The following is a 4,021-nucleotide window of genomic DNA, read 5'->3' as shown; positions in this document are numbered from 1 at the left end:
GAGAACTCGGGGTTGCCGTTCGTGATCGCCCTCAACGGTTTCGACGGCCATCAGCCCTACGGTCCCGAAGAGGTCCGCGAAGCGCTTCAGATCGGCCCGGGTGCCCCGATCATCACGACGGACGCCCGCCACCGTGCCGACGCCAAGAGCGGCCTCATCACCCTCGTCGAGCACGCGCTCCTCGCCCGCCTGCAGTAAGCACCCGCCGTGGTCCGTCGATGTGCACCGTATGTGCAGATCGAGTGGCCGAACAACGAGCAAGTTGCCGTCGCCTGCATGTAGTTGTGCAGATCGGCGGACCACGGCGGTGCGGGTAGTGTGGTCTTGGCCATCCTCGGCCTCACCTTCATAACGTTTCGATAGTGAAACGCGGCACCATTGAACACTGGTGGCGAGCGGAGTGTTTCCCTCTGCGCACGATCCGCTCCCCTTTTGTTCGTGCACGGCCCCAATGCCCGGTTTTCCGAAGCTCTGTGAACGCTTCCCGGTCGGCGAACCGACTGTTTGGAATGCGCAGCCGTGACGTGCTGGAATTCGTGAACTCAGCAGTAGTGACGGCGCGCTGCTGATCACGGGAGCGCTGGGCGCCGAGAGGTGAGAAGTCGAGTGAGGCGAAGCAAGGCGGGTCCTGAGCCGCAGGCCCGGGCGGAGACGCGGGGGAACTTCACCCCGCCGTCGTACAACACGACGCCTCCCGGCAGGTCTTCGGGCACACCCCAGGCGAACACCCCGGCAGGCGACGGGGGGCGGGGCGGCAAGGGCAGCCATTTGTCGGTGCGCAACTGGCGCGTGGCCACCCGGCTCAACGCGATCCTGCTGATTCCGGTCCTGGTGGCGCTGGTGCTCGGCGGATTCCGCGTCAACGACTCCATCCAGACGTGGCGCGAGGCCGAAGAGGCCCAGCGCACCGCCGCACTTGTGCAGGCGGCCTCGGAGTACGGCAACGCCCTCATCAACGAGCGCGACCGCACGGCGCAGCCGCTCCTCAACGGCGAACGCAACGCACCCGAGATCGACAACCTGCGCAACACCACGGACCAGGCGGCCCGCGACTTCCACAGGGCTGTCGACAACATGCCGGACAAGCCCGGTCTCAAGCGCCGCCTCGCCGCTTTCGAGAAGCACGAGCCGAAGCTGAGCCGCCTCCGCCAGGCCGCCTACACCTCCAGCCTCAGCGGTACCGACACCGAAGAGGGCTACACCACCATCCAGCACCCGCTGATGGAGTTCGCCAACGAACTCGGCCTCGGTACGGGCAACGTGACCTCCTACGGCCGCACCGTCTACGCCATCTCGCTCGCCAAGGCGGCCGGTTCGCTCACGCGGTCCATCGGCACCCACCTCCTCGTCAAGCCCGGCCCCTCGGCCGCCGACAAGAAGCAGCAGCTGACGGCGTTCGCGTCGTACGCGTACCTGGAGAACATCGCCCTCGGCGAGTACACCTCGGGCGGCCGTCCCGAGGACATGGAGCTCCTCAAGTCGGAGACGGCAAAAGCCGAGCGGAACGGCAAGAAGAAGATCGCCGAGGCGCGGCAGGAGGCACGCTCCAAGGGCGTCCCCTTCGTCACCCCGCCCGACCGCAAGAAGATGATCGCGGCGATCGGGACCGGTGCCGGCGCAGACAAGCTGCGCAGCCGGGGGATCACGACCGACACCTGGTTCCAGACGGCCTCCAGCACCTTCGAGGTCTACGAGAAGATCGAGCACCAACTCTCCGTCGAGGCGGTCGAGGAGACGAGCCAGATCGTCTCGGACGCCAAGCGGGACGCCATCGCCAACTCGGCCTTCGTCCTCCTGGCGCTGCTCCTCGCGTTCGTCATCGCCGGCAAGATGGCGCGCTCGATGAGCCACCAGATGCGCTCGCTCCGCACCGCCGCCTTCGACGTGGCCGAGCAACGCCTGCCGACCCTCGTCGACCAGCTCTCCCGTACGGACCCGGGGAGCGTCGACACCCGCGTCGAGCCGATGCCCATCGACAGCCGCGACGAGATCGGCGAAGTCGCCCGCGCCTTCGACCAGGTGCACCGCGAGGCCGTCCGCCTCGCCGCCGAACAGGCCCTGCTCCGTGGCAACGTCAACGCGATCTTCACCAACCTCTCGCGCCGCAACCAGGGCCTGATCGAGCGCCAACTCAACCTGATCACGGACATGGAGGACAACGAGGCCGACCCGGACCAGTTGGAGAGCCTCTTCCGGATGGACCACCTCGCGACGCGCATGCGGCGCAACGGTGAGAACCTCCTCGTCCTCGCCGGCGAGGAGCCGGGCCGCCGCTGGACGGAGCCCGTCCCGCTCGTCGACATCCTGCGTGCCGCCTCCTCCGAGGTGGAGCACTACGAGCGGATCGAACTCTCGGGCATCCCCGAGACGGAGATCCACGGGCAGGTCGTCAACGACCTCGTGCACCTCCTCGCCGAACTGCTGGAGAACGCCACTTCGTTCTCCTCCCCGCAGACGAAGGTCCGGGTCACCGCCACGCGGCTGCCGGACGGCCGCGTCATGGTGGAGATCCACGACAAGGGGATCGGCCTCACGGCCGAGGACTTCGCGGACATCAACCACAAGCTCGCCAACCCGCCCAACGTCGACGTCGCCGTCTCGCAGCGGATGGGCCTCTTCGTCGTCGGGCGTCTCGCCGACCGGCACGGCATCCGCGTCCAGCTCCGCCCCTCGGGCGAGCAGGCCGGCACCACCTCGCTCGTCATGCTCCCGGACGCGATCACCCACGGTGGCGGCGGCGAGCAGCCGGGCGTCGAGGAGGACTTCACCGTCTCCCGGATCATGGCGGAGCGGGCCGTCGAGCCCGACTACGGCGGGGCCGGGCGCTCGGCCGGCGAACTCGGCTTCGACGACGGGCGCTACGAGGTCCCCGCCGACCCGTCGTCGCTCGACCCGGTGAGCCGCTCGCTCTTCCGTGAGGAGCGGCGGGCAGCGCTGGGTGAGCACCACCACGACCCCGCCGTCACCGGCGAGCAGCCGTACGGGCAGCAGCCGGGCCTCCCGCAGGGCGGGGCCCAGGCGGACGGACCTGCCCAACTCGGCGGTACGCAGGGCGCGATGGACCCGGGCGGGCAGCAGGGCCTGCCGCCCGGCTACGGCGACCCGTCCGGTGTGCAAGGCTGGCAGGTTCCTCAACAGCAGCCCGAGCAACCGCAGTTCGGCGGCGAGCAGCCGCAGCAGCCCGGCGGGGGTTTCCAGCACGGTCAGCTGAGTGCCCCTCAAGAACCCTTGTTCCAGGGCGAGTACGGCCCGGTCGGACCCGAAGCGGAACCTGCACCTAGCGTTTCGGACACCCCGGGTGACCGCGTAGGCTTTGATCATCAAGGGCCGCTACCGAGCACCTACCGCTCCACCACCGAAGCCGGCCTCCCGCGCCGCGAGACCGGGCGGCAGCCGGGCAACGGAGGGCAGAGCGGCCAGGGTGCGCAGCAGCCCGCGCAGGACTCGTCGGTCCCACCGCAGCAACCCCAGCAGGGGATGCAGCAGTCGGAGGCCGGAGCGGACTGGCGGACGCCCAACGACGACCGCTGGAACAAGGCGGGACAGTTGCGCGCACCGCAGGTCGGTGGTGTCACCGACTCCGGCCTGCCGCGCAGGGTGCCCCGAGCCAACCTGGTGGAGGGCACGGCAGAGCAGAGTCCGCAGGAGGGGCCGTCGGTCTCTCGTGCTCCCGAGGACGTCCGGGGCAGGCTCAGTAACCTGCATCGGGGCGTGCGCAGGGGGCGCACGGTGGGCGATGCGAATCAGAATGACCGACAGGGCTTCGGCCCCGGCAGCACCTACGATCAGGAGCGTTAGTGTGAGCCCGATGAGCCAGGCGGCGCAGAACCTGAACTGGTTGATCACCAACTTCGTGGACAACACCCCAGGGGTGTCGCACACGGTGGTGGTCTCCGCCGACGGACTTCTGCTTGCGATGTCCGAGGGGTTCCCGCGCGACCGCGCCGACCAGTTGGCGGCGGTGGCATCGGGTCTCACCTCGCTCACCGCGGGCGCCTCCCGCATCTTCGAAGGCGGCAGG

General features: G+C 69.1%; 2 protein-coding genes and 1 pseudogene. All 3 read left to right on the top strand.

The features are described 5' to 3' along the window. Positions 1-198 (top strand): annotated as a pseudogene (locus UWG_RS0124990) (ATP-binding protein); the annotation flags it as partial. A gap of 408 nt (positions 199-606) precedes the next feature. Further along, the gene (locus UWG_RS0124985) at positions 607-3,798 is read left to right on the top strand and encodes a nitrate- and nitrite sensing domain-containing protein (protein ID WP_050988646.1); all 3,192 of its coding nucleotides are present in this window, start codon (positions 607-609) and stop codon (positions 3,796-3,798) included. Positions 3,799-3,808: 10 nt separating this feature from the next. Next, positions 3,809-4,021, top strand: a 213-nt coding sequence (locus tag UWG_RS0124980; RefSeq protein WP_016909928.1) for a roadblock/LC7 domain-containing protein, incomplete at its 3' end; no start/stop codon positions are given.

The sequence above is a fragment of the Streptomyces xiaopingdaonensis genome (assembly GCF_000262345.1).
GTDB classification, from domain to species: Bacteria; Actinomycetota; Actinomycetes; order Streptomycetales; family Streptomycetaceae; genus Streptomyces; species Streptomyces xiaopingdaonensis.
Note: the sequence above shows the minus strand (reverse complement) of the source record. Positions and strands in the feature narration are given on the sequence as shown.